The following is a 21,712-nucleotide window of genomic DNA, read 5'->3' on the forward strand; positions in this document are numbered from 1 at the left end:
AAAATAGAAAAAGGCTTGCCGGAGCAAGCCTTCAGGAAGGGGGGGATCAGGCTTGCTGGCGGTGCTGCTTTTCCAGCTTCTTCTTGATCCGGTCGCGTTTGAGCTGCGACAGGTAGTCAACGAACAGCTTGCCGTTGAGGTGATCGAATTCGTGCTGCACGCACACCGCCAGCAGGCCTTCGCATTCCAGCTCGAACGGCTTGCCGTCACGGTCCTGGGCCTTGACCCGTACACGCAGCGGGCGGTCGACGTTCTCATAGAAGCCAGGCACCGACAGGCAGCCTTCCTGGTACTGGCCCATGTCGTGGGTCAGCTCTTCGACCGTGGGGTTGATAAAGACGCGCGGCTCGCTGCGGTCTTCGCTGAGGTCCATGACCACGACCTGCAGGTGCACGTTGACCTGGGTGGCGGCCAGGCCGATACCAGGGGCTTCGTACATGGTTTCAAACATGTCGTCGATCAGCTGACGCAGGGCGTCGTCGAACTCCGTCACCGGTTTGGCGATAGTGCGCAGGCGCGGGTCCGGGAATTCGAGAATGTTCAAGATGGCCATAAGGTCAGGCAGTCACTGTGCGTTCGGTTGAAAACTGAGCACACATAATAAAGGGAAACGGGGATTTCGGCACCTGGCAAGCTCGTCTAGGGTGTCTATGGGCTTGATAGCCCCCAGCCAATGGACAGGTTTTCAAAGTGTTACTCACAGAGTTATCCACAGGTTGTGCCACGTAGATGGCCCTGTTTCGATCAAGGACGATCCCCATGCCCAGTTACCATTCGTCGCTCTGCCCGCCTGCCGAACTGGAGGCGCGATTACGCCTGCATCGCCTGCCCGAGACAGGATTGCGACGTTTTCGCACCTTGCTGGATGCGTTCGGCAGCGCCTCTAGCGCGCTTAGCGCTCCCGGTTCGGCCTGGCGAGCGTTGGGCATCCCCCAAGCCACCATCGATGCCCGGCGCAGTGCCGAGGTCCGCGATGGCGCGCTGGCCGCAATGGCCTGGTTAGAGCGCCCCGGCCAGCATTTGCTGATGTGGGACGGCCCTGGCTACCCAGCCTTGCTGGCAGAAATCGACGATGCCCCGCCGCTGCTTTTTGTTGCTGGCGACCCGGCCTTGCTCGACCGCCCTCAGTTGGCCATCGTGGGCAGCAGACGTGCCACACCCCCGGCGCTCGACACAGCCCGGGCATTTTCCCGCTACCTTGCGCAGGCAGGTTTCACCATTACCAGCGGGCTGGCGGTAGGCGTCGACGGTGCCGCTCATCGGGCTGCGTTGCAGGCTGGTGGGTGCACGATTGCCGTGCTCGGCACGGGGCTGCAAAAACTTTATCCACAGCGCCATCAAGAGCTTGCGCAGGCGATGATCGACAACGGCAGTGCGCTGGTTTCCGAGTATCCGCTGGACGCCGGGCCACTGCCCGGCAACTTCCCACGGCGCAACCGCATCATCAGCGGCTTGTCGCTGGGCGTGCTGGTGGTCGAGGCCAGCTTGGCCAGTGGCTCGCTCATCACGGCGCGCCTGGCGGCCGAGCAAGGCCGTGAGGTGTATGCCATTCCGGGTTCCATTCACCACCCGGGGGCCAAGGGCTGTCACCAGCTGATCCGTGACGGGGCGCTGCTGGTGGAAAGTGTGGAGCAGATCCTGGAAAGCCTGAAGGGTTGGCAGAACCTGCCGCCTGCAGTTGTGGACAGGTTCGACCATCCCCTGCTTGCCCTGCTGCATGCAGCGCCTCAAACCAGCGAAAGCCTCGCACACTGCAGCGAGCTGCCGCTGGCCGAAGTGTTGGCGCAGTTGACCGAGCTGGAGCTGGAAGGCCGGGTCAGCAATGAAGCAGGGCGTTGGTTTGCCCGCGCGGGCTAAGTACACTGCGCATAAGCAAGGTATTCAGGCGGAGAAGCAGCAATGGTGAGCAGTTTTCGTGTGCAACAAGCCGCACGTGAGATCCGGGCGGGCGCAGTTATCGCCTACCCGACGGAAGCGGTCTGGGGCCTGGGCTGCGACCCGTGGAACGAGGACGCGGTGTATCGCCTGCTGGCGCTGAAATCGCGGCCTGTGGATAAGGGGTTGATTCTGATCGCTGACAACATCCGCCAGTTCGACTTTTTGTTCGAGGACTTTCCCGAAGACTGGATCGACCGCATGGGCAGCACCTGGCCGGGGCCGAATACCTGGCTGGTGCCGCACCAGGACCTGCTGCCCGAGTGGGTGACCGGGCAGCATGACACGGTGGCGCTGCGCGTCAGTGACCACCCGGTGGTGCGTGAACTGTGCGCACTGGTGGGGCCACTGATTTCCACCTCGTGCAACCCCGGCGGGCGCCCGGCGGCGAAGACCCGGTTGCGGGTGGAGCAGTACTTCCACGGCCAGCTGGACCTGGTGCTTGGCGGGGCGCTGGGCGGGCGGAAGAACCCGAGTGTGATTCGCAACCTGGCAACCGGCGAGGTTGTGCGCCCGGGCTGATACCGCTGGCGAGGGCTTCGCCCTCGATCGCCGGCAAGCCAGCTCCCACAGGTACTGCACATGGCTTGAAGCCGGTGCGCTCGGTGTGGGAGCTGGCTTGCCGGCGATTGGGCGGCAAACCCCTGCAGATTTTTCTGATTTTGTCTCGAATGGTTGGCCGGCACGTAGTTCGGGAAAATTCCTACTGCCCGCGTCGTCAGTCGTCACCTTCCCTGCAGAACCCCCTCCCTCTAGCTTGATGGCCAGGCGTCGCATGGGCGGCGCTCGATCTTTGCGCTAGCAAAGGCCGTCGTCATTCGGCGGGAGCACTGGGACAAATGCCGCTATTCGAAAATGCCGAATACCTGATAAGGGCGAATCTCGAGCAGCTTGCGTCCAACCATCGGGTCAGAGCGGTGGAAATCGGTAGATTCACCGCCGATCAGTTCGAAGCGATCAATAGGCAGAAAGAAGGGCAGGATTTGCCGCTGCTGGAGGACCCAGGCATCGTCTTTATTGGTAGCCATGCCTACAGGAGCCGGGTATTACGGGATGGTTACACCATCGATGACATGGTTCTGCAGATTGAGGCAGCATTGGCGGTGACATCGATCTGGAAAGGCGCCACGCACATGACGGCCCTTCGCAGCACGATTGGCCGCAATGATGGCTATGGCAATGAGGTCCTTGATGAGGCGATTTTTGAACTGACGGCCCGCAAGCCCAAGGCAGAGCTCTATTCCATCATCCCTAAAGGGGATAGAAACAAGCCCAAAAAATAAAGGCCGCTTAAGCGGCCTAAAGGGTGGGGATGCACTCGCCCGGATAACTTGAAACTCAACCGGCGCACCAGTACATCCACAAGCACAAAGGCTACCCTTCCGAATCTTTACGGTCAAGCCGGGACCTTTTTCTAGCGCGCTGTGCATGCGCTTCATGTTGGCTTTTACTGGATCAGGGTTTTCTGATTTTTGCCAAAATGGCTGTCCAGTTGGCCACTTCGGAAATATCCTACGAGCCGCGTCCTCTGCCATCACCTTCTCAGTGGGAACCTCTGCCCTTAGGCTTAAACCGTCGCCGAATAACTTGGCGATCGGGTGTGGTAACCCGGATGTGCGAATTCTGAATGGCAGCCATGGCGGCTGTGCGCGGGAGGCTTTCGAGCCTGCCGGGTTTGGGATTCGTCCGGTTTACCACCCCGCGTGCAGCTGCCACCCATTTCGTGTGGTAACGGATTGAGCGGCCGCCCTGATCAGGTGAATTCCCATGAGCAAGAAAATAGTCCCCGATCCACCCCTTCCATGCACCTCCACCCGCTCCTTCGGCCGCTGCGACGCCGGCCATGATCCTCTCTTTACCGTCAACCCGAACATTTCCGCCGAGGACGCTCTGGTCCACGTAGCCCTGTACCTGCGCAGCGCCTACGAAACCGGCTACAAAGCCCTGGACTACCTGCGCGAAGAGGGCCGTGGCATGTTCTGGTCGAACCTGCATGCGATTGAAATGGCGGAGGGTGTGATTGAGGCGATACTCGATGGCATCGAGTCGACACCGCAGCCGCAAAAGAAGGTGTGAGGGCTGACAGGTGCCTGCCTTGAGGGTTTCAGCGCCTGTGACATCGAGCGCCGCCCGCGCGGCGCTTCGCGGGGCAAGCCCGCTCCCACATTTGTTTCGGGCCAATCCCTCCTGGGAAGTCACCGCTGCCCGCTTTGTTTGTTCCATTTGATATCGAGGGGTGCGCAACTGCGGTTCCTCGATCTGCAGCCATGCACCAAAGCTGCAACCCACCTGACACAGGAATAATTGGCCCGAAACAGATGTGGGAGCGGGCTTGCCCCGCGAAGCGCCGCGCGGGCGGCGCTCGATGTCACAGGCGCTGAAACTCTCAAGGCGTGCGCCTGGCCGCCCTGACGCAATTCCCTGCTTTTCTCAAGGCAACAAAACAGTCGACCCCACAGTCCTGCGCGCCGACAGCTCTGCCTGCGCCTTGGCCGCCTCGCTCAATGGATACCGCTGCTGGATATCCACAACCAGCTTGCCACTTGCAATCATCGCAAACAGGTCATCGGCCATGGCCTGGGTGTTCTCGGCATTATTGGCATAGGTCGCCAAGGTCGGCCGGGTGACGTACAGCGAGCCTTTCTGCGCCAGGATCCCCAGGTTCACCCCGCTCACCGCGCCCGAGGCATTGCCAAAGCTCACCATCAACCCGCGTGGCTGCAGGCAGTCCAGCGAGGTGAGCCAGGTATCGGCGCCTACCCCGTCATACACCACCGGGCATTTTTTGCCGTCGGTCAGTTCCAGTACCCGCTTGGCCACATCTTCGTGGCTGTAGTCGATGGTTTCCCATGCCCCCAGCGCCTTGGCCCGCTCGGCCTTCTCGGCAGAACTCACGGTGCCGATCAGCTTGGCGCCCAGAGCCTTGGCCCACTGGCAGGCTAGCGAACCGACGCCACCCGCTGCGGCGTGGAACAGGATTACATCACCCGCCTTCACCTGATAGGTCTGCTTCAGCAGGTACTGCACGGTCAAACCCTTGAGCATCACCGCTGCGGCCTGCTCGAAGCTGATGTTGTCGGGCAACTTGACCAGGTTGGCCTCCGGCAGCGTATGTACTTCGCTGTAGGCACCCAGCGGGCCGCCGGCATGGGCCACGCGGTCACCCACCTTCAGGCGTGTGACACCCTCGCCCACAGCCTCGACCACGCCGGCCGCCTCGGTACCCAGGCCAGAAGGCAGAGACGGCGGAGCATACAGCCCGCTGCGAAAGTACGTGTCGATGAAGTTCAGGCCGATGGCGTGGTTGCGCACGCGCACCTGCTGCGGCCCGGGCGGGGTGGGTTCGAATTCCACAAACTGCAGCACTTCCGGGCCGCCATGCTGGCTGAACTGGATACGCTTGGCCATCTCGCACTCCTGTAGTCGGGATCGGGAAAAGGCCTTCTATCGGACGCCTTTGCGTGATCGCCGTCAACTGCGGCGCGCGCGCTGGCGGTGGTATGCTACGCGCGAATTCTTCCCTGCCCGTTCCTGGTGACCCGATGACTAGCCGCACCGAGGCCGTGAAAGCCTACCTGCTCGACCTGCAAGACCGCATTTGCTCTGCCCTCGAAACAGAAGACGGCGGCGCCCGTTTCGTCGAGGATGCCTGGGTGCGCGAAGCCGGTGGCGGGGGCCGCACGCGGGTGATTGGCGACGGCAAGCTGATCGAGAAAGGCGGGGTCAACTTCTCCCATGTGTTTGGTACCGGTCTGCCCCCCTCGGCCAGCGCCCACCGGCCTGAACTGGCGGGCCGGGGCTTCGAGGCCCTGGGAGTGTCGCTGGTGATCCACCCGCACAACCCGCATGTGCCCACTTCCCACGCCAATGTGCGGTTCTTCATCGCCGAAAAGGAAGGTGAAGAGGCCGTATGGTGGTTCGGTGGCGGCTTCGACCTGACCCCATACTATGGCAACGAAGAAGACTGCATTCACTGGCACCGCGTGGCCGAACAGGCCTGCGCACCGTTCGGCGCCGACGTGTACCCGCGTTACAAGGCCTGGTGCGACCGCTACTTCCACCTCAAGCACCGTGGCGAGCCACGCGGCATCGGCGGCCTGTTCTTCGATGACCTGAACGAGTGGGACTTCGACACTTGCTTCGCCTTCATCCGTGCCATCGGCGATGCTTACATCAACGCCTACCTGCCGATCGTACAGCGCCGCAAGGACACGCCCTATACCCCGCAGCAGCGTGAGTTCCAGGAATACCGCCGCGGCCGCTACGTGGAGTTCAACCTGGTCTACGACCGTGGCACTTTGTTCGGCCTGCAATCCGGTGGCCGCACCGAGTCCATCCTCATGTCGCTGCCGCCTCAGGTGCGCTGGGGCTACGACTGGAAGGCCGCACCCGGCAGCGAAGAAGCACGCCTGACCGAGTACTTCCTGCAAGACCGCGACTGGCTCGGCCAGTAAGCCTGTGGATAACCAAGGAGCCGTCATGGACCAGTACGTCGTTTTTGGTAACCCCATCGGCCACAGCAAGTCGCCGCTGATCCACCGCCTGTTTGCCGAGCAGACCGGCCAGGACCTGGAATACGCCACCCTGCTGGCGCCGCTGGACGAGTTCAGCGATTGCGCGCGCGGCTTCTTCAAGCAAGGCAGCGGCGGCAACGTCACCGTACCATTCAAGGAAGAGGCCTACCGCCTGTGCGACAGCCTGACCCCGCGTGCCCAGCGCGCTGGCGCAGTGAACACGCTAAGCAAGCTGGCTGATGGCACCCTGCAAGGCGACAACACCGATGGCGCTGGCCTGGTGCGCGACCTGACGGTAAATGCCGGCGTCGAACTGGCTGGCAAGCGCATTCTCATCCTCGGTGCCGGTGGCGCCGTGCGAGGCGTGCTGGAGCCTATTCTGGCGCACAACCCGCAGTCCCTTGTGGTTGCCAACCGCACTGTGGAGAAAGCCGAGCAGCTGGCGCGTGAGTTCGATGAGCTGGGGCCGGTGGTGGCCAGCGGGTTTGCCTGGTTGCAGGAGCCGGTGGATGTGATTATCAACGCCACTTCGGCAAGCCTGGCCGGAGAAATGCCGCCGATTGCCGACAGCCTGGTCGAGGCGGGGCGCACGGTTTGCTACGACATGATGTATGGCAAGGAGCCGACGCCGTTTTGCGCGTGGGCTACCCGGCTGGGTGCGGCCAAGGTGCTCGATGGGTTGGGGATGCTGGCTGAGCAGGCGGCTGAAGCGTTCTTTATCTGGCGTGGGGTGCGACCGGATACGGCGCCGGTGTTGGCGGAGCTGCGCCGGCAACTGGCTCGGGGCTGAAATTGCCGGGGCCGCTTTGCGGCCCATTCGCGGCACAAGGCCGCTCCCACAAAGTACTGCGTACGCCGATCCTCTGTAGGAGCGGCCTTGTGCCGCGAATGGGCTGCGCAGCAGCCCCAGGATCCCAGCCTCACTCCTCAAACCGGATCGGACACAACTCCACCCCTTCCAGCTTCTGCAATTCCTCGATCACCTGCGGCCTGGCCCGGTGCAGGGTCAAACTCCCGCCCAATCTCCGCAACCGCCGCGCTTCGCGGTGCAACATATCCACACCCGAGTAATCGATAAAATTCACCTGCCGGGCATCGATCACTACATGCGGCCCCTGGCAGCGCTGCAAGCGCACCTGCAGGTAATGCGCCGCACCAAAGAAAATCGACCCGCCCACCCGCAACACATCCGCGTCCCCTTCCCGGCTTTGCTGCACCCGTGGCCGTGACGTGCGCTTGAGGTAAAAGAACAGCGAAGCCAGCACGCCTGCATAGATGGCCGTCTGCAACTCCAGCAACAATGTCGCCGCCGCCGTCAGCGCCATCACCAGAAACTCCGAGCGGCTGACCCGAAACAGCGCGCGAATCGCCCGATGGTCCACCAACCCCCAGCAGATCAGCAGAATGCTGCCAGCCATGGCGGGTATCGGCAGGTGCGCGATCAGGCCGGCGCCGGTAACGGCAAACAACGCCACCCACAGCGCCGAGAACACCCCAGCCATGGGCGAGCGGGCACCTGCCTCATAACTCAGGCCTGAGCGGGTGAAGGAACCGGCAGACAGGTAACCGGAGAAAAATGCACCGGCGATGTTCGACAGGCCCTGTGCGCGGATTTCCTGGTCGGGGTCGATCAGTTGTTCTGAACGTGCCGACAACGAGCGGGCAATCGACAGGCTGGTGACCAGCCCCAGCATGCCTACCGCCACGGCGCTGGGCAGCAGGCGCAGCATCAGTTCCAGATCCAGCAAAGGCAGCGGGCTGAAGGGTGGGAGTTGCCCGGTAAACGCCGCCACCCTTGGCACATGGCCAAAGTAGCCCGGCAACAGCCAAGCCAGCAGGCTGACCAGCATCAGGCTTATCAACAGGCTCGGCCAGCGTGGGCGCCACAGTTTGAAGGCTACGCCGATCACGACAGTGGCCAGGCCCAGAATAAAGGAAGGCAGGTCGACCTCCCCTGCATGGCTGGCCAGGTCCTGTACGGTTTTCAGTGCCGTGGCCTGGCTGGGCAGGTCCATGCCCAGCAGGTTGGGCAATTGGCCCAGGGCAATGACGATGGCAGCCCCCAGCGTGAAGCCGAGCACTACCGAGTGGGAGACGAAATTGACCAGCGCGCCAAAGCGCATAAGCCCGAGCAGCAACTGGAAGATGCCGCCGAGCAAGGTCAGCAACAGTACCAAGGTGATGTAATCGGCGCTGCCGGCCACGGCCAGCGGGCTGATGCTGGCGTAGAGCACGATGGAAATGGCGGCGGTGGGGCCGCAGATCAGGTGCCAGGACGAGCCCCACAGGCAGGCGATCAGCACCGGCACGATGGCGGCGTACAGGCCGTATTCGGCGGGCAGGCCGGCAATCAGGGCGTAGGCGATGGATTGTGGCAGGGCGAGGATGGCACCGCTCAGGCCGACCAGCAGGTCCTGGCGCAGGCTGCGGCCCGATTGGCGGGGGAGCCAGGAGAGGAAGGGCAGCAGGTGAATGATGCGATGCATGAGATATTCACATTTCCAAAGGTCCACTGTCCCCTGTGGGGCGGGTTTACCCGCGAATGCGTCGGTACATGCAATGCAGCATTCGCGGGTGAACCCGCTCCCACAGGGGGCGCGTCGTGTCTGAAACTACAGTTTGGCTTTCACGGCCTCCAGGGCATTGCCATCGGCCTTGGTAGTCACCCCAGCCAACCACCCTTCCAGCAACTCGGGATGCGTTTTAATCCAAGCCCTGGCCGCGTCATCAAAGCTGATCTTGTTATCCACAACCTCGGCCATGATGGCGTTTTCCATGTCCAGGGTAAATTTCAAGTTGCCCAGCAGCTTCGCCGCATTCGGGCACGCTTGTGGATAACCTTTGCGGGTCAGCGTGTACACTTCGCCCTTGGTGCCGAACCACTTTTCCCCACCGGTCAGGTAATGCATTTTCAGCTTCACGTTCATCGGGTGCGGGGTCCAGCCAAGGAAGGTGATGAACTGCTGTTTCTTCGCCGCCCGGTCGACCTGGGCCAGCATCGCCTGCTCGCTGGACTCCACCAGTTTCCACTGGCCAAGGTTGAATTCATTCTTGTCGATGATTGCCTTCAGCGACAGGTTGGCCGGTGCGCCGGAGCCGATCCCGTACAGCTTCTTGTCGAACTGGTCGGCATGCTTCTGCAGGTCGGCAAAATCCTTTACCCCGGCATTCCACACATAATCGGGCACCGCCAGGGTGAACTCGGTTCCCTCCAGGTTGCGCGACAGCTGCTGCACATCGCCGTTGGCGATGAACTTGTCATGGAAGCCTTGATGCGCGGGCATCCAGTTGCCGAGGAAGGCGTCGACACGGCCGTCCTTGAGGCCGCCGTAGATGATCGGCACGGCCAGGCTGTCGATTTTCACCTGGTAGCCCAGGCTTTCCAGTAACAGCCGCGCCACGGCATTGGTTGTGGCGATATCGCTCCAGCCGGGGTCGGCCATTTTTACGGTACTGCATTGCGCGTCGCTGTCGGCGGCGTGGGCCGTGGCGACGCCCAGGGCCAGGGCGAACACGGCGGCGGAGAACTTGTGCATGGCGGCCTCTCTTTTCAATCCAGGGGTGCGGGCTGTGGATAACGTGCCTTGCGCTCGAGGTCGTCGAGATCGATGTGGTTGCGCATGTACTGTTGGCTGGCGTCCACCAGCGGTTGGTGGTCCCAGCTTTTCAGCGTGCCGATAGCCAGCGCCTCGGCCACCAGGCGGCGGCGCCGCTGGCTGGCGAGTACCTGCTGGCGCAGGCTGGGGATATCCCAACGCTGTCGTGCTTCATCGGCAAATGCCTGCAGCAGCGCCTGGTGGTCCGGGCTGCCGGCGAGGTTCTCCCGCTCGTGCGGGTCGCGGCTCAGGTCATAGAGTAGACATGGGTCGTCTTCGCTGTACACGAACTTGTAAGGCCCGCGGCGGATCATCATCAGCGGGCCGACGGTGCCTTCGGCCATGTATTCGCCGATCACTTCATCGTGGCCGCCCTGCCCTTGCAGGTGGCCAAGCAGTGAGCGGCCGTCCAGGTGCAGGTTGTTATCCACAATGCCGCCAGCCAGTTCTACCAAGGTTGGCAGCAGGTCGCAGGTCGATACCGAGGCACTGACCCGAGCCGCCGCAAAGTGCTTGGGCGCATGGATCAGCAGCGGTACCCGCGCCGACATCTCGAACCAGTGCATCTTGTACCAGAGGCCACGCTCGCCAAGCATGTCGCCGTGGTCGCCTGAGAACACGATCAGGGTTTCGTCGGCCAGGTTGCACTCATCCAGGGTTTGCAGCAGCTGACCGATGTTGTCGTCAATGTAACTGCAGGCGCCGAAGTAGGCGCGGCGGGCATCGCGGATCTTGTCCACAGGCAGCGGCTTGTTCCACAGGTCGTAGACTTTCAGCAGGCGCTGCGAATGCGGGTCGAGCTCTGTCTGGCTCAACTCTGCACGGGGCATGGGGATATCCACACCCTCGTACCGGTCCCAGTAGCGTTTGGGAATGGTGTACGGATCGTGCGGGTGAGTCATCGAAACGGTCAGGCAGAACGGCCGACCGTCGTTTTCGCGCACATGGTCGTACAGGTACTGGCGTGCCTTGAACACCACCTCCTCGTCGAAATCCAGCTGGTTGGTACGCACGCACGGGCCGGCCTGCAGCACCGAGGACATATTGTGGTACCAGCTTGGGCGCACATCCGGTTCGTCCCAGTTCACTGCCCAGCCATAGTCGGCCGGGTAGATGTCGCTGGTCAGGCGCTCTTCGTAGCCATGCAGCTGGTCCGGGCCGCAAAAGTGCATCTTGCCTGACAGCGCAGTGCGGTAGCCCAGACGGCGCAGGTAGTGCGCATAGGTCGGTATATCGGCGGGGAAATCGGCGGCATTGTCGTAGGCGCCGATGCGGCTGGGCAGCTGGCCGCTGACCAGGGTGAAGCGTGACGGCGCGCACAGCGGGCTGTTGCAGTAGGCTGAATCGAACACCACCGCCTGCTCGGCCAGGCGGCTCAGGTGCGGCATCTGGACGGGCGAAGGGGCGTAGATGGGCATCAAGGGTGCGGCCATCTGGTCGGCCATGATGAACAGGATATTCGGGCGCGTCATGGTGGCTTCCATCGTTGAGGGTTATGCGATTTGCTTGCCTTCCAAGATGCGACTGCGGATAACATGGGTAAAGCCCATGGCGGGCAATGACTGGGATTAGCTGAGCTTATGTTTGAGCACCTTGCCGAGCTGTCGCTGGATACCTTGCGTGTGTTCGAAGCCGCGGCCCGCCTGCGGGGGTTTACCGCTGCGGCGCTGGAGCTGGGCACCACGCAACCGGCAGTAAGCCAGCAGGTGAAACGCCTGGAAGCCCAGCTGGGCACGCGCCTATTCGACCGTATTTATCGGGGCATCGAGCTCACCGAGGCCGGCCAGCTGTTGTTTGAACAGGTACACCAGGGCCTGCAAGCCATGGATGACGGCATTTCCCAAGCCAGCGGGCGCGGTCAGCGCGAAGTGCTGCAGGTGGCCACCGACTTTGCCTTTGCCGCGTTCTGGCTGATGCCAAGGCTGCAACGCTTTCACGAGGCTTATCCACAGGTGGATGTGAGCCTGGTGACCGGTGAACGCAGCCAGGGGATGTTGCGCCCGGACGTGGATGTGGCGGTGCTGTTTGGTGATGGGCGCTTTCATCAGGGTGAAAGCCGCTGGCTGTTCGATGAGGAAGTGTTCCCGGTGTGCAGCCCCCGGCTGACCGATGGCAAACCCTTGTCAGCCGTGGGTTTGCAACGATTGCCCTTGCTGCATTTGAAGGGCGAGCAGGCCAGCCGCTGGTTTGACTGGGCCGGCGTTTTTCGCGGGTTTGGCGTGGCCAGCCCACCGCCTGCGGGGCAGTTGCGGTTCGATAACTATACGTTGCTGATTCAGGCAGCGATTGCCGGGCAAGGGGTGGCGATCGGTTGGGGGCACCTGGTGGATGGGTTGGTGGAGCAAGGGTTGCTGTGCCGGCCGCTGCAGGGGAGTTTGCGCTCGCAGCGCGGGTATTACGCGGTGCTGCCGCCGCGCAAGCGGCGTGGGGCGCTGATCGAGCGATTTGTGAGGTGGCTGGAGGATGAGCGCAGCCTTTAAGATTTTGGTGCTGCGCAGCAGCCCCGACGATCTAGACCACAAAGTTCAGATGCTCGCCCCGGTGCAGGTCCAGTTCCAGCATATCCGCCATCCCCGCCGCCACGCGTGCCCACCCCTCATCGGGCAACGCCTGCGGCATATTGATCAAGGTCCAGTGCAAAGCACTGCGCTGCAACCGATCAACCACCTGGTCCACATATGCCCGCTCTACCTCACTGTACTTGGCCGGCTCATCCAGCACAGCGAAATCGCCCACCAGCAACAGCCGGCGTATAGTCGTACGCTCAAGCCCCGCCACCAGCGCCTCGCTCAGGCGTGCTTGCCCCGGCAAGTCACCTGGCGCCAGCGCCGACAACAGGGCAATTACCGCCGAGCCGCCTGCCGCGCCCTGCTCTGCCTGGTCGGCATCGTCCAGCCCGCCTATCTTGAAGTGCAGGCCCGGGCGTGCGGTATGGCGGTTGAGGTCATCGACCACGGCGGTGACTTCGTGCTGGCGCGACAGCAGCTCGGCCATCAGGGCTTTGCCCAGGCTGCTTTCAGGCCCGAACAGGACCAGTTTGAATACTGGGGTTTCGGCGTTTTTCACTGCATCACTTCCTTTGCAGGTGGTGATGGTTGGACCGCAATCAGGAGTTATCGTGCAGAGGATCAAGGGTTACCACGCCCACGTTTATTACGACGCAGCGACCATGGAGCAGGCGCGGGAGCTGTGCGAGGAGGCGACGCGGCTGTTTCCCGTGACCATGGGGCGCATGCATCAAAAGCCGGTGGGGCCGCATCCGGACTGGAGCTGCCAGCTGGCGTTCGGGCCTGAAGTGGTGGGGGTGGTTTTGCCTTGGTTGGCGCTGTACCGCAAGGGTTTGGTGGTATTCATGCACCCCGAAACCGGGGATGAACTGGCGGACCACCGGGATCATGCGATCTGGATGGGGGCCGTGCGGCCATTGAAGCTGTCGATATTTGGTGGGTAGATTTGTATTGCCTGTGCCGGCCTCTTCGCGGCACAAGGCCGCTCCTAAAAGGTGATCGCAATACCCTGTAGGAGCGGCCTTGTGCCGCGAACGAGGGCGGAGCCCTCGCGATCAATTGCGAGCTGAGCGCACGCCTTCAGCCAGTGCCGAGCACAGGCTCAATACATCAGTCACCGCCTGATCGGCACTTTTGGCCTGGGCAATCTTGTCGACCAGCGCCGAGCCCACCACTACACCATCCGCCAGACGGGCGATGTTCGCAGCTTGCTCCGGGGTACGAATGCCGAAACCAACGCTGATTGGCAGATCGGTATGCCGGCGCAGGCGGGCTATGGCCTCGGTCACGTGCTCGGTGGTCGCTGAGCCGGCACCGGTCACACCGGCCACCGACACGTAATAGACGAACCCGGAGCTGCGCTCCAGCACGCGCGGCAGGCGCGCATCGTCGGTGGTCGGGGTGGTCAGGCGAATGAAGTCGATGCCTGCAGCCTGGGCCGGGGTGGCCAGTTCGGCGTCGTGCTCTGGCGGCAGGTCGACGATGATCAGGCCATCGACGCCCGCTTCCTTGGCTTCTGCCACGAACGTGTCCACACCAAAGCGGTGGATCGGGTTGTAGTAGCCCATCAGCACGATTGGCGTGGTGTGGTTATCCACACGGAACTCGCGCACCATCTGCAGGGTTTTCGCCAAGGTCTGGCCAGCTTCCAGCGCGCGCAAGGTGGCCAGCTGGATGGCCACGCCGTCGGCCATCGGGTCGGTGAACGGCATGCCCAGTTCGATCACATCGGCGCCGGCTGCTGGCAGGCCCTTGAGGATCTGCAGTGAGGCGTCGTAGCCCGGGTCACCCGCGGTGACGAAGGTGACCAGTGCCGAACGGCCTTCGGCCTTAAGTTCGGCGAAGCGTTGTTCAAGACGGCTCATGCCTGTTTCTCCTGGGCGGCCATGTGGCTCATGACGGTTTGCATGTCTTTGTCGCCGCGGCCCGACAGGCACACCACCATCAGGTGGTCCTTGGGCAGCTTCGGCGCGCGCTTGATGGCTTCGGCCAAGGCGTGGGAGCTTTCCAGAGCTGGAATGATGCCTTCCAGGCGGCAGCTGGCGTGGAACGCATCCAGCGCTTCGTCATCGGTGATGCTGACGTATTCGACACGTTTCACTTCGTGCAGGTAGGCGTGTTCAGGGCCGATGCCCGGATAGTCCAGGCCTGCAGAAATCGAGTGGGCGTCAGTGATCTGGCCGTCCGAGTCTTGCAGCAGGTAGGTGCGGTTGCCGTGCAGTACCCCCGGCACGCCGCCGTTCAGGCTGGCGGCGTGCTTGTCGGTGTGCACGCCGTGGCCACCGGCTTCGACGCCGATGATCTGTACGCTTGGTTCTTCGAGGAACTCATGGAACAGGCCCATGGCGTTGGAACCACCACCCACGCAGGCAACCAGGCTGTCTGGCAGGCGGCCTTCCTTCTCTTGCAGCTGGGCGCGGGTTTCTTTGCCGATGATCGACTGGAAGTCGCGGACCATGGCCGGGTACGGGTGTGGGCCAGCGACAGTGCCGATCAGGTAGAAGGTGTCTTCGACGTTGGTGACCCAGTCGCGCAGGGCTTCGTTCATGGCGTCTTTCAGGGTGCCGGTACCGGCCGTGACCGGGACGATTTCGGCGCCCAGCAGTTTCATGCGGAACACGTTGGCCTGCTGGCGCTCGATGTCGGTAGCGCCCATGTAGATCACGCACGGCAGGCCGAAGCGGGCAGCGACGGTGGCGGTGGCCACGCCGTGCATGCCGGCGCCGGTTTCGGCGATCAGGCGCTTTTTGCCCATGCGCTTGGCCAGCAGCACCTGGCCGATGCAGTTGTTCACCTTGTGCGCGCCGGTGTGGTTGAGCTCTTCACGCTTGAAGAAGATCTTTGCACCGCCACAGTGCTCGGTCAGGCGCTCGGCGAAGTACAGCGGGTTGGGGCGGCCGATGTAGTCACGCTGGAAGTAGGCCAGCTCTTCGAGAAACTTGGGGTCTGCCTTGGCCGCTTCATATTCGCGGGCCAGGTCCAGCACCAGTGGCATCAGGGTTTCGGCCACGTAGCGGCCGCCGAACGAGCCGAACAGGCCATTGGCGTCGGGGCCGGGGCGGTATTGGGACTGGGTCATGGGGCGCTCCAGGGCGTAATGAATGAGTGATGGGCTTTACTGTAACCACGGCACGTCCGGCTGAAAACCGATAAGATTGCGCAAACTTGTCAGAAAAACTCACAGGTAAAATGGCCCACGATCTCCCTCCCCTGAATGCTCTGCGCGCCTTCGAGGCTACCGCCAGGCTTAACAGCGTCAGCCAGGCGGCTGAAGCGCTGCATGTTACCCATGGCGCTGTCAGTCGGCAGATCAAGGTGCTGGAGGAGCACCTGGGGGTGGCGCTTTTCGTCAAGGACGGGCGTGGCATCAAACTCACAGATGCCGGTGTGCGTCTGCGCGATGCCAGCGGTGAGGCCTTCGACCGGTTGCGCAGCGTGTGTACTGAACTCAGCCGCGATGTCAGCGAGGCGCCATTTGTGCTGGGCTGCTCGGGGAGCCTGCTGGCGCGTTGGTTTATCCCAAGGCTTGGTCGCCTGAAGGCGGATTTGCCTGAGCTGCGCCTGCACTTGTCCGCCGGTGAAGGTGATCTCGACCCACGTCGTCCAGGGCTCGATGCATTGCTGGTGTACGCTGAACCCCCGTGGCCGGCGGACATGCAGGTGCATGTGCTGGCTGAGGAGCGTATCGGGCCGGTACTTAGCCCGCATTTTGCCGGCTTCGATCGCTTGCGAGATGCGCCCGCCAAAGCCCTGCTGGACGAGGCCCTGTTGCATACCACCTCGCGGCCACAAGCATGGCCGACATGGGCAGGGCAACAGGGATTGGACCCGGCCGGGTTGCAGTATGGCCAGGCATTCGAGCATTTGTACTATTTGCTGGAGGCTGCGGTTGCTGGCCTTGGGGTGGCCATCGCGCCACAACCACTGGTGGCTGATGACTTGCGGGCCGGGCGCCTCAGCGCGCCATGGGGCTTTTCCCCTACCCGCGCAGCGCTGGCCTTGTGGGTGCCCCGGCGCGCCGCAGATGGGCGCGCCGAGCAGTTGGCGCAGTGGCTGCGCCGCGAATTGGAACGGCAGGCGGCTTAGTTGCGACGGGTCAGCAGGTAGGCCGCCAGCAGACCCAGGGCGCCAATCGCCACGCCCGCTGTGGTAACCGGGTGCTCCTGTGCGTACTCACGGGTGGCGATCCCGGTCTGGCGAGTGCGGGTCTTTACCTCCTCATAGGCATCGCTGAGCAAGCTACGCGAATGTTTCAGCGCGCTTTCGGCATTGCTGCGGATTGCCTTCACCGACTTCTGGGACTCTTCCGATGCGTCATGCTTGAGGTTTTCCAGGCTTTTCAGAAGGCTCTCGATCTCTGCTTCCATGCTTTCCAGGGATGATTTACGCAGCGAGTTGCGGTGCATGTTGACTCTCCTTTGCAGTATGGGCTGTAAGGTTGCGACCCTTGGCTTGCGCGAAAGTGCGATCGAACTTTCACCTTGGCGGACGGCTCGCAGGTAAACCGGGCCTACGCTGCTAGGCTGAATTTCACCGTTACCAAGGAGCGTGAACATGACTGACCATCACACGTACAAGAAGATCGAGCTGGTGGGCTCCTCGCCAACCAGTATCGAAGACGCAATCAACAATGCCCTGGCTGAAGCCGGCAAGAGCATCAAGCACCTGGAATGGTTCGAAGTGGTGGATACCCGTGGGCATATCCGCGACAACAAGGCGGCGCACTTCCAGGTCACGTTGAAGGTGGGCTTCCGTATCGCCAATAGCTGAAACATTGCGGGACTGGATGATCCCGGCTTGATGGGGTATTTAGAAGAGAGGCGCCTTGGCGGCGCCTTTTCTGATTTCATCTGCACAAGGAAAGCGATCGATGAATAAACTGATTCTGGCGCTTGGCCTGATGACACTGGCCGGTGGTGCGCTGGCGGCGGGCAAGCCGTGCGAGGAACTGAAGGCGGAGATTGCCGCCAAGCTCGATGCCAAAGGGGTTACTGGCTACAAGCTGGAGATCGTCAACAAGGGCGAGCCGGCCGGCAAGGTGATTGGCAGCTGCGAGGCGGGTACCAAAGAGATTGTGTACCGTCGCGGTTGATGCGTTTGCTTTTTCGCGGGCTCGCCCGCTCCCCCAGGTAATACACAGGGTCAGGCACCCGTGCAGTCCTGTGGGAGCGGGCGAGCCCGCGAAGAAGGTCAGGCGGTCTTGAGGGCCTGCGCCAACAGCTCATAGGACCGGATCCGGTCCGCATGCTCATACAGGTCACAGGTAAAGATCAGCTCGTCCGCACCGGTCTGCTCCAGCAGCACCTCCGCCTTGGCCCTTACCTTCTGCGGGCTGCCGATCATCGCCAGGCCGAGGAAACTGCCTACCGTATCCCGCTCATGGGGCAACCACAGCCCATCCATGCTTTCTACAGGCGGCTTCTGCATCAGGCTCTGGCCGCGAATCAGCGCCAGGATGCGCTGGTACACCGAGGTGGCCAGGTATTCGGCCCTTTCGTCGGTTTCTGCCACCACCATGGGGATGCCCAGCATCACATACGGCTTGTCCAGTGTGGTCGAGGGCTTGAAATGATTGCGGTACACGCGAATGGCCTCGTGCATGTAGCGCGGCGCAAAGTGCGAAGCGAAGGCATAGGGCATGCCGCGCATGCCTGCCAGCTGGGCGCTGAACAGGCTGGAACCCAGCAGCCACATTGGCACGTCAGTGTCGTGCCCCGGCACGGCGATCACTTTTTGATCGTCGGTACGTGGGCCGAGGTAGCGCGACAGCTCCTCGACATCGTCCGGGAAGTCGTCCGGGCCGCCAGCACGGTCGCGGCGCAAAGCATAAGCCGTCATCTGGTCTGAACCCGGCGCACGGCCCAGGCCCAGGTCGATACGCCCCGGGTACAAGCTGGCCAGGGTGCCGAATTGCTCGGCGATCACCAGCGGTGCGTGGTTGGGCAGCATCACCCCGCCAGAGCCCACGCGAATGGTCGAAGTACCCCCGGCCAGGTAGCCGATCAGCACCGAAGTCGCTGAACTGGCGATGCCGTCCATGTTGTGGTGCTCGGCCACCCAGAAGCGGTTGTAGCCAAAACGCTCGACGTGTTGCGCCAGGTCCAGCGAGTTGCGCAGCGATTGCGCCGGGCCTGCATCGGCGCGCACGGGCACCAGGTCGAGGGTGGATATTTTCAGGTCACGCAGCTGCGTCATGGGAGCCTCCGTAAAGGTGGTTGGCCAGAGGCCTTTGTAACTCTGTATGGGCATATTCGGGGGATTCAATGTTTGCTGTGCGATTGGTCTGAACTTGCCGTAAGCCGCTGGCCTCTGAATCCATAACCACATAACCGAATGACCAGGAGGCAGTATGAAAAAGACAGCATCGGCGATCTGGCAAGGTGGCTTGAAAGATGGCAAGGGCCTGCTCTCTACCGAAAGCGGGGCGCTCAAGCAGAACCCGTATGGCTTCAACACCCGTTTCGAGGGTACACCTGGAACCAACCCGGAGGAGCTGATTGGCGCGGCGCATGCCGGCTGTTTCTCGATGGCGTTGTCGATGATGCTTGGGGAAGCAGGGCTGACAGCGGACCGGATCGACACCGCTGCCGAGGTGACACTCGACAAGCAGCCTGACGGTTTTGCCATTACGGCCGTGCATCTGGTGCTCAGGGCCAAGGTGCCTGGGGCCAGCGAGGCGCAGTTCCTGGACATTGCCAAAAAGGCCAAGGAAGGGTGCCCGGTGTCCAAGGTGCTGAACGCCAAAATCAGCCTGGATGCGGCGCTCGTGGGCTGAAGCGGCGCAACGGCAGCGGTTTGCTGTAGTCTAAACAGCGTCGGCAGCACGCTGCCTTTTCAGGAGCCGTTCCATGATTCGCGTAGCAATCGCCGTGTTGGCTTCCCTGGTCGCCACATCCACGTTGGCGGCAGTCAAGCCGTGCGAGGAGCTCAAGGCCGAGATCGAGGCCAAGATCCAGGCTCAGGGTGTGCCGTCCTACACCCTGGAGATCGTGCCCAACAGTGAGGTCAAGGACCAGAACATGGTCGTCGGCACTTGCGATGGCGGCACGAAGAAGATCATTTACCAGAAGAATGATCAGTAGATTCGGGATTGTGGGGCTGCAAAGCAGCCCCGACTCACGGAATGCAGAACACGTTGCTAGGCTCGTTCACCAGTACCTTGCGGCTCGCGTCATACAGCAGCACCTGCGGTTCCATCACCGGCGCCCGCGCTTCCAGGCGGTAACGCTCGCCGGCCTTGAAGTCGTCAAAGCGTACGGTCAGGTAGCAGGTTCGGTCCCTGGGTTCAGACATGATGCCGCCTGAATAGATTTCGTAATCAAAGCGCACCACCAGTTCGTGCTTGCCCGGCGTTACCTGGAAGTAACGGCCGTCCTCCAGGCGCTTGCCATCGAGGCGGTCGGCCATGATCACCCGGCCAGGGGTCATGGTGTACAGATCGACCCAGGCCTGTTTGGGGTCGACGGGTGGCAAGGGGCTGGCGCAAGCCCCCAGTGCACTGAGGGCGATCAGCATCATGGGCTGGCGCATGGCAAAACTCCCACTTGCGATTTACACGTTACAAGCATAGCGCCGTTTGTACGGTTCAGGTGCGTTGGCAGCCTGCCGGCAAGCCTTGGCCGACCATTTTTTGCTGGTCGTCGTAGAGCTTGATCCAGGGACGGAAGCCGATACTGCCAGCGTGCAGCTGATAGCGCTGGCCGGCGCCGAAGTCCTTGAAGGTGAGTTTGACCTGGCAATCGCGCCACAACGGCTCGTCGACCGGGCCGATATTGCTGGGAGTGACCGGGAACTGATAGCGCACGGTCAGCTCGTGGCTGCCGGGCTGTACTTCGAAATAGCGGCTGTCGGCCCAGTCACGTTCATCGACCTGCACGGCGTCCAGCGAAGTGTTGTCGTAGGGGGTGAGGTCGATCCAGGCCTGGTTCGGGTCCGGGGCTGGCAACGTGGAACAGGCGGATATCAGCAACAGTGAACCGGCGACCAGCAATGCACGCATGGCGAAACTCCCCCTTGGCGAGATAGTCTTGGAGCGAATTGGCCTTGAGCGAGTCATACAGCCCGGATGCTTCGACTTTTTTTTATGCAGCGCTCAGGCCCTGGGGCACTCGACCGCGTTTTCACCCGTTTGGTTCCCCTGCTGGGGGCGATCCTGCTGAACGGTTGCAGCAGCGTCGCCTACTATGGGCAGCTGGCCGAGGGGCAGTTTCAGTTGCTGCGTGCGCGTCAGCCTGTTGCGCAGGTGGTGGCCGACCCGGCCACGTCACCGCAATTACGCTCGCGTCTTGCGCACGCTGAACAGGCGCGGGTTTTCGCCAGCGAGCAGTTGAAACTGCCGGATAACCGTAGCTATCGGGTGTATGCCGACATAGCCCGGCCTTATGTGGTGTGGAATGTGTTCGCCACGCCCGAACTGTCGCTGCAGCCGGTGACGCACTGTTTCCCGATTGCCGGGTGCGTGGCTTATCGCGGTTACTACCAGCAAGGTGCAGCACGCGGGGCGGCGGCGTTGATGCGCCAAGACGGCCTGGATGTGTATGTCGGTGGCGTGGAGGCTTATTCGACCCTGGGCTGGTTCGACGATCCGATCTTGTCATCGATGGTGGGTTGGGGTGATGAACGCCTGGCGACGTTAATTTTTCATGAGCTGGCCCACCAGCGCTTTTATGTGCAGGACGATACCGAGTTCAACGAATCGTTTGCCTCGTTCGTAGAGCAGGAAGGCACACGCCAATGGCGTGCGGCGCGAGGGCTGGCTGCCATTGGCGAAAACCAGGGGCGCCAGCGTGACCAGTTCATCCGCCTGGTGCTGGCCAGCCGCGAGCGGTTGCAGGCGATTTATGCCGGGCCGCTGGACGATGCACACAAGCGGCTGGCCAAGCAGGCCGAGTTTGAGCGTTTGAGGCGTGAGTACCGGCAGGTGCGTGATGGCCAGTGGGGCGGCGACAAGCGCTATGACGCCTGGATGTATGGGCCGATGAGTAATGCCAAGTTGTTGCCGTTCGGGCTTTATGACCAGTGGGTGCCGGCGTTTGCGGCGGTGTTTCGTGAGGTGGGTGGGGACTGGCTTCGGTTTTACCAGCGGGTCGAGCAGTTGGGGCGGTTGCCGATTGAAGAAAGGAAAGCGGCGCTGCAGCGTCTGGTGGTTAGCCTGTGAGAT

Annotated in this window: 26 protein-coding genes; 14 read left to right on the plus strand and 12 right to left on the minus strand. The window is 62.2% G+C overall.

The window, feature by feature from the left end; genetic code table 11:
* Positions 1–46: 46 nt before the first annotated feature.
* Entirely contained in the window at positions 47–553 is a 507-nt protein-coding gene (def, locus tag CKW35_RS15670) for a peptide deformylase (protein ID WP_012269876.1), read from the minus strand.
* Between the two features lie 206 nt (positions 554–759).
* Here def and dprA point away from each other — a divergent pair, with 206 nt between their 5' ends.
* From dprA to CKW35_RS15695, 4 genes are all read left to right on the plus strand, one after another.
* Positions 760–1,857 carry a DNA-processing protein DprA gene (dprA, locus tag CKW35_RS15675; RefSeq protein WP_023047731.1) on the plus strand — a complete coding sequence of 366 codons (1,098 nt, stop codon included), beginning with the start codon at positions 760–762 and terminating at the stop codon, positions 1,855–1,857.
* 42 nt (positions 1,858–1,899) lie between these two features.
* Positions 1,900–2,457: an L-threonylcarbamoyladenylate synthase gene (locus CKW35_RS15680; protein ID WP_011953122.1), complete on the plus strand. Its 558-nt coding sequence runs from the start codon at positions 1,900–1,902 to the stop codon at positions 2,455–2,457.
* Positions 2,458–2,774: 317 nt separating this feature from the next.
* Positions 2,775–3,218 (plus strand): hypothetical protein, encoded by a 444-nt coding sequence (locus CKW35_RS15690; protein ID WP_016489943.1) that lies wholly within the window; start codon positions 2,775–2,777, stop codon positions 3,216–3,218.
* 484 nt (positions 3,219–3,702) lie between these two features.
* Positions 3,703–4,011, plus strand: coding sequence for a hypothetical protein (locus tag CKW35_RS15695; protein WP_095116348.1), 309 nt, complete (start codon positions 3,703–3,705; stop codon positions 4,009–4,011).
* A 354-nt stretch (positions 4,012–4,365) separates the two neighbouring features.
* On the opposite strand, the gene CKW35_RS15700 is transcribed toward CKW35_RS15695, so the two are convergent.
* The gene (locus CKW35_RS15700; protein ID WP_095116350.1) at positions 4,366–5,343 is read right to left on the minus strand and encodes an NADPH:quinone reductase; all 978 of its coding nucleotides are present in this window, start codon (positions 5,341–5,343) and stop codon (positions 4,366–4,368) included.
* 134 nt (positions 5,344–5,477) lie between these two features.
* Here CKW35_RS15700 and hemF point away from each other — a divergent pair, with 134 nt between their 5' ends.
* Both hemF and aroE read left to right on the plus strand, forming a co-directional pair.
* A complete protein-coding gene (hemF, locus tag CKW35_RS15705) occupies positions 5,478–6,389 on the plus strand; it encodes an oxygen-dependent coproporphyrinogen oxidase (RefSeq protein WP_016484228.1) in 912 nt (303 codons plus the stop codon).
* A 25-nt stretch (positions 6,390–6,414) separates the two neighbouring features.
* The gene (gene aroE / locus CKW35_RS15710) at positions 6,415–7,239 is read left to right on the plus strand and encodes a shikimate dehydrogenase (RefSeq protein ID WP_016484229.1); all 825 of its coding nucleotides are present in this window, start codon (positions 6,415–6,417) and stop codon (positions 7,237–7,239) included.
* 130 nt (positions 7,240–7,369) lie between these two features.
* Here the strand turns inward: aroE and CKW35_RS15715 are convergent, their stop codons facing one another.
* The 3 genes from CKW35_RS15715 to betC form a co-directional block, all read right to left on the minus strand.
* Entirely contained in the window at positions 7,370–8,935 is a 1,566-nt protein-coding gene (locus CKW35_RS15715) for a SulP family inorganic anion transporter (RefSeq protein WP_016484230.1), read from the minus strand.
* Between the two features lie 126 nt (positions 8,936–9,061).
* Positions 9,062–9,985 (minus strand): choline ABC transporter substrate-binding protein, encoded by a 924-nt coding sequence (gene choX / locus CKW35_RS15720; RefSeq protein ID WP_095116352.1) that lies wholly within the window; start codon positions 9,983–9,985, stop codon positions 9,062–9,064.
* Positions 9,986–9,999: 14 nt separating this feature from the next.
* The gene (betC, locus tag CKW35_RS15725; RefSeq protein ID WP_031311669.1) at positions 10,000–11,517 is read right to left on the minus strand and encodes a choline-sulfatase; all 1,518 of its coding nucleotides are present in this window, start codon (positions 11,515–11,517) and stop codon (positions 10,000–10,002) included.
* Positions 11,518–11,625: 108 nt separating this feature from the next.
* Here betC and CKW35_RS15730 point away from each other — a divergent pair, with 108 nt between their 5' ends.
* The gene (locus tag CKW35_RS15730) at positions 11,626–12,525 is read left to right on the plus strand and encodes a LysR family transcriptional regulator (RefSeq protein WP_095116354.1); all 900 of its coding nucleotides are present in this window, start codon (positions 11,626–11,628) and stop codon (positions 12,523–12,525) included.
* Between the two features lie 31 nt (positions 12,526–12,556).
* Here the strand turns inward: CKW35_RS15730 and CKW35_RS15735 are convergent, their stop codons facing one another.
* On the minus strand, positions 12,557–13,111 hold the full coding sequence (locus tag CKW35_RS15735; RefSeq protein WP_095116356.1) for an NAD(P)-dependent oxidoreductase: 555 nt from the start codon (positions 13,109–13,111) through the stop codon (positions 12,557–12,559).
* A 52-nt stretch (positions 13,112–13,163) separates the two neighbouring features.
* Here CKW35_RS15735 and CKW35_RS15740 point away from each other — a divergent pair, with 52 nt between their 5' ends.
* The gene (locus tag CKW35_RS15740) at positions 13,164–13,496 is read left to right on the plus strand and encodes a DOPA 4,5-dioxygenase family protein (protein ID WP_016484235.1); all 333 of its coding nucleotides are present in this window, start codon (positions 13,164–13,166) and stop codon (positions 13,494–13,496) included.
* Between the two features lie 111 nt (positions 13,497–13,607).
* Here CKW35_RS15740 and trpA read toward each other — a convergent pair whose 3' ends face one another.
* Together trpA and trpB are read right to left on the minus strand one after the other, a co-directional pair.
* Positions 13,608–14,417, minus strand: coding sequence for a tryptophan synthase subunit alpha (trpA, locus tag CKW35_RS15745; protein WP_016484236.1), 810 nt, complete (start codon positions 14,415–14,417; stop codon positions 13,608–13,610).
* Positions 14,414–15,631: a tryptophan synthase subunit beta gene (gene trpB / locus CKW35_RS15750; RefSeq protein WP_016484237.1), complete on the minus strand. Its 1,218-nt coding sequence runs from the start codon at positions 15,629–15,631 to the stop codon at positions 14,414–14,416. The genes trpA and trpB overlap by 4 nt, the downstream gene beginning before the upstream one ends.
* A gap of 110 nt (positions 15,632–15,741) precedes the next feature.
* Between trpB and CKW35_RS15755 the strand changes: the two genes are divergently transcribed.
* Positions 15,742–16,638: a LysR family transcriptional regulator gene (locus tag CKW35_RS15755; protein ID WP_060519829.1), complete on the plus strand. Its 897-nt coding sequence runs from the start codon at positions 15,742–15,744 to the stop codon at positions 16,636–16,638.
* Here the strand turns inward: CKW35_RS15755 and CKW35_RS15760 are convergent.
* Positions 16,635–16,958: a YqjD family protein gene (locus CKW35_RS15760; RefSeq protein ID WP_016484239.1), complete on the minus strand. Its 324-nt coding sequence runs from the start codon at positions 16,956–16,958 to the stop codon at positions 16,635–16,637. The genes CKW35_RS15755 and CKW35_RS15760 overlap by 4 nt on opposite strands.
* Before the next feature lie 148 nt (positions 16,959–17,106).
* Here CKW35_RS15760 and CKW35_RS15765 point away from each other — a divergent pair, with 148 nt between their 5' ends.
* Together CKW35_RS15765 and CKW35_RS15770 are read left to right on the plus strand one after the other, a co-directional pair.
* Entirely contained in the window at positions 17,107–17,322 is a 216-nt protein-coding gene (locus tag CKW35_RS15765) for a dodecin (protein ID WP_012269893.1), read from the plus strand.
* Positions 17,323–17,422: 100 nt separating this feature from the next.
* Positions 17,423–17,644: a DUF1161 domain-containing protein gene (locus CKW35_RS15770; RefSeq protein ID WP_016484240.1), complete on the plus strand. Its 222-nt coding sequence runs from the start codon at positions 17,423–17,425 to the stop codon at positions 17,642–17,644.
* Positions 17,645–17,742: 98 nt separating this feature from the next.
* Here the strand turns inward: CKW35_RS15770 and CKW35_RS15775 are convergent, their stop codons facing one another.
* Complete coding sequence (locus CKW35_RS15775; protein ID WP_095116358.1) at positions 17,743–18,747, minus strand: LLM class flavin-dependent oxidoreductase; 1,005 nt, start codon at positions 18,745–18,747, stop codon at positions 17,743–17,745.
* A gap of 154 nt (positions 18,748–18,901) precedes the next feature.
* On the opposite strand from CKW35_RS15775, the gene CKW35_RS15780 reads away from it, so the two are divergent.
* Positions 18,902–19,327: an OsmC family protein gene (locus CKW35_RS15780; protein ID WP_016484242.1), complete on the plus strand. Its 426-nt coding sequence runs from the start codon at positions 18,902–18,904 to the stop codon at positions 19,325–19,327.
* A gap of 73 nt (positions 19,328–19,400) precedes the next feature.
* A complete protein-coding gene (locus CKW35_RS15785; protein ID WP_016484243.1) occupies positions 19,401–19,634 on the plus strand; it encodes a DUF1161 domain-containing protein in 234 nt (77 codons plus the stop codon).
* A gap of 34 nt (positions 19,635–19,668) precedes the next feature.
* Here the strand turns inward: CKW35_RS15785 and CKW35_RS15790 are convergent, their stop codons facing one another.
* Complete coding sequence (locus CKW35_RS15790) at positions 19,669–20,082, minus strand: hypothetical protein (RefSeq protein ID WP_016484244.1); 414 nt, start codon at positions 20,080–20,082, stop codon at positions 19,669–19,671.
* A gap of 55 nt (positions 20,083–20,137) precedes the next feature.
* Positions 20,138–20,551: a hypothetical protein gene (locus CKW35_RS15795; protein ID WP_016484245.1), complete on the minus strand. Its 414-nt coding sequence runs from the start codon at positions 20,549–20,551 to the stop codon at positions 20,138–20,140.
* A gap of 84 nt (positions 20,552–20,635) precedes the next feature.
* On the opposite strand from CKW35_RS15795, the gene CKW35_RS15800 reads away from it, so the two are divergent.
* Complete coding sequence (locus CKW35_RS15800) at positions 20,636–21,709, plus strand: aminopeptidase (protein ID WP_016484246.1); 1,074 nt, start codon at positions 20,636–20,638, stop codon at positions 21,707–21,709.
* The last annotated feature ends 3 nt before the right edge of the window (positions 21,710–21,712 follow it).

The sequence above is a fragment of the Pseudomonas sp. Irchel 3F3 genome (genome assembly GCF_900187545.1).
In the GTDB taxonomy this organism is placed as follows: Bacteria; Pseudomonadota; Gammaproteobacteria; order Pseudomonadales; family Pseudomonadaceae; genus Aquipseudomonas; species Aquipseudomonas fortuita.

Coding starts and splice junctions, on each gene's coding strand:
- def (WP_012269876.1), bottom strand. CDS start 553: ATGGCCATCTTGAACATTCTCGAATTCCCGGACCCGCGCCTGCGCACT.
- dprA (WP_023047731.1), top strand. CDS start 760: ATGCCCAGTTACCATTCGTCGCTCTGCCCGCCTGCCGAACTGGAGGCG.
- CKW35_RS15680 (WP_011953122.1), top strand. CDS start 1,900: ATGGTGAGCAGTTTTCGTGTGCAACAAGCCGCACGTGAGATCCGGGCG.
- CKW35_RS15690 (WP_016489943.1), top strand. CDS start 2,775: ATGCCGCTATTCGAAAATGCCGAATACCTGATAAGGGCGAATCTCGAG.
- CKW35_RS15695 (WP_095116348.1), top strand. CDS start 3,703: ATGAGCAAGAAAATAGTCCCCGATCCACCCCTTCCATGCACCTCCACC.
- CKW35_RS15700 (WP_095116350.1), bottom strand. CDS start 5,343: ATGGCCAAGCGTATCCAGTTCAGCCAGCATGGCGGCCCGGAAGTGCTG.
- hemF (WP_016484228.1), top strand. CDS start 5,478: ATGACTAGCCGCACCGAGGCCGTGAAAGCCTACCTGCTCGACCTGCAA.
- aroE (WP_016484229.1), top strand. CDS start 6,415: ATGGACCAGTACGTCGTTTTTGGTAACCCCATCGGCCACAGCAAGTCG.
- CKW35_RS15715 (WP_016484230.1), bottom strand. CDS start 8,935: ATGCATCGCATCATTCACCTGCTGCCCTTCCTCTCCTGGCTCCCCCGC.
- choX (WP_095116352.1), bottom strand. CDS start 9,985: ATGCACAAGTTCTCCGCCGCCGTGTTCGCCCTGGCCCTGGGCGTCGCC.
- betC (WP_031311669.1), bottom strand. CDS start 11,517: ATGACGCGCCCGAATATCCTGTTCATCATGGCCGACCAGATGGCCGCA.
- CKW35_RS15730 (WP_095116354.1), top strand. CDS start 11,626: ATGTTTGAGCACCTTGCCGAGCTGTCGCTGGATACCTTGCGTGTGTTC.
- trpA (WP_016484236.1), bottom strand. CDS start 14,417: ATGAGCCGTCTTGAACAACGCTTCGCCGAACTTAAGGCCGAAGGCCGT.
- trpB (WP_016484237.1), bottom strand. CDS start 15,631: ATGACCCAGTCCCAATACCGCCCCGGCCCCGACGCCAATGGCCTGTTC.
- CKW35_RS15755 (WP_060519829.1), top strand. CDS start 15,742: ATGGCCCACGATCTCCCTCCCCTGAATGCTCTGCGCGCCTTCGAGGCT.
- CKW35_RS15760 (WP_016484239.1), bottom strand. CDS start 16,958: ATGCACCGCAACTCGCTGCGTAAATCATCCCTGGAAAGCATGGAAGCA.
- CKW35_RS15765 (WP_012269893.1), top strand. CDS start 17,107: ATGACTGACCATCACACGTACAAGAAGATCGAGCTGGTGGGCTCCTCG.
- CKW35_RS15770 (WP_016484240.1), top strand. CDS start 17,423: ATGAATAAACTGATTCTGGCGCTTGGCCTGATGACACTGGCCGGTGGT.
- CKW35_RS15775 (WP_095116358.1), bottom strand. CDS start 18,747: ATGACGCAGCTGCGTGACCTGAAAATATCCACCCTCGACCTGGTGCCC.
- CKW35_RS15780 (WP_016484242.1), top strand. CDS start 18,902: ATGAAAAAGACAGCATCGGCGATCTGGCAAGGTGGCTTGAAAGATGGC.
- CKW35_RS15785 (WP_016484243.1), top strand. CDS start 19,401: ATGATTCGCGTAGCAATCGCCGTGTTGGCTTCCCTGGTCGCCACATCC.
- CKW35_RS15790 (WP_016484244.1), bottom strand. CDS start 20,082: ATGCGCCAGCCCATGATGCTGATCGCCCTCAGTGCACTGGGGGCTTGC.
- CKW35_RS15795 (WP_016484245.1), bottom strand. CDS start 20,551: ATGCGTGCATTGCTGGTCGCCGGTTCACTGTTGCTGATATCCGCCTGT.
- CKW35_RS15800 (WP_016484246.1), top strand. CDS start 20,636: ATGCAGCGCTCAGGCCCTGGGGCACTCGACCGCGTTTTCACCCGTTTG.